The sequence below is a fragment of the Burkholderia sp. APQ4-4ca genome (genome assembly GCF_057837105.1).
Map to the genome: position 1 here is coordinate 1 of NZ_JBYQCG010000092.1, position 1098 is coordinate 1098.

Genomic DNA, 1098 nt, shown 5'->3' on the forward strand with positions numbered 1-1098 from the left:
GATCGTGCCCGTCTTGCCACCGGCCAGCGTCACCTTGTCCTTCGACGTGCTGTCGTACACCACCGCCAGCGATTCACCCGTCGTGCCGTCGATGACGCCGCCGTCCTTCAGCGCGTCATTCAGCTTGCCCAGGCTCTCGTTCGTCGCGAACAGTTGCGAGCCGTTCACCGCGTCCGTGCTCGTCGCCGACAGTTCGCCAGCCTTCACGTTCGTCAGCGTCGTGCCGCCTTCGCCGGCCAGCGTGGCCGACTTGTAGTTCGTCGTGCCGTCCGTGTTCTTGTCGTACGTGATCGCGGCCAGCGACTTGCCGTCCTCGCCGATCAGGCCCGACGACTTCAGTTGCGACACGTTCACCGCATCCTTGTCGGCCTTGCCATCCGCCACGTTCGACAGAACCGTGCCGCCTGCACCGGCCAGCTTCACCGACTTGTAGTTCGGCGTGCCGTCCGCGTTCTTGTCATACGTCACCGCGGCGGCCGACTTGCCGTCCTCGCCGATCAAGCCCGCCGACCTCAGTTGCGACACGTTCACCGCATCCGTGTCGGCCTTGCCTGCCTTCACGTTCGACAGCGTCGTGCCGCCTTCGCCCGCCAGCTTCACCGACTTGTAGTTCGGTGTGCCGTCCGCGTTCTTGTCGTACGTGACCGCGGCCAGCGACTTGCCGTCGTCACCGATCAGGCCCGTCGATTTCAGTTGCGATACGTTCACCGCGTCCTTGTCGGCCTTGCCATCCGCCACGTTCGACAGAATCGTGCCGCCTTCGCCCGCCAGCGTGGCCGACTTGTAGTTCGGCGTACCGTCTGCCTTCTTGTCGTATGTCACCGCGGCGACCGACTTGCCGTCGTCGCCGATCAGACCCGACGACTTCAGCTGTGACACGTTCACCGCGTCCTCATCGGCCCTGCCTGCCTTCACGTTCGACAGCGTCGTACCGCCTTCGCCCGCCAGCTTCACGGACTTGTAGTTCGGCGTACCGTCCGCATTCTTCTCGTACGTGACCGCGGCAACCGACTTGCCGTCGTCACCGATCAAGCCCGACGACTTCAACTGCGACACGTTCACCGCGTCCTTGTCGGCCTTGCCATCCGCCACGTTCGA

1 pseudogene is annotated in these 1098 nt (G+C 64.3%); it reads right to left on the reverse strand.

The features are described 5' to 3' along the window. Positions 1-1098, reverse strand: a pseudogene (locus AC3IFE_RS10800) (YadA-like family protein); the annotation flags it as partial.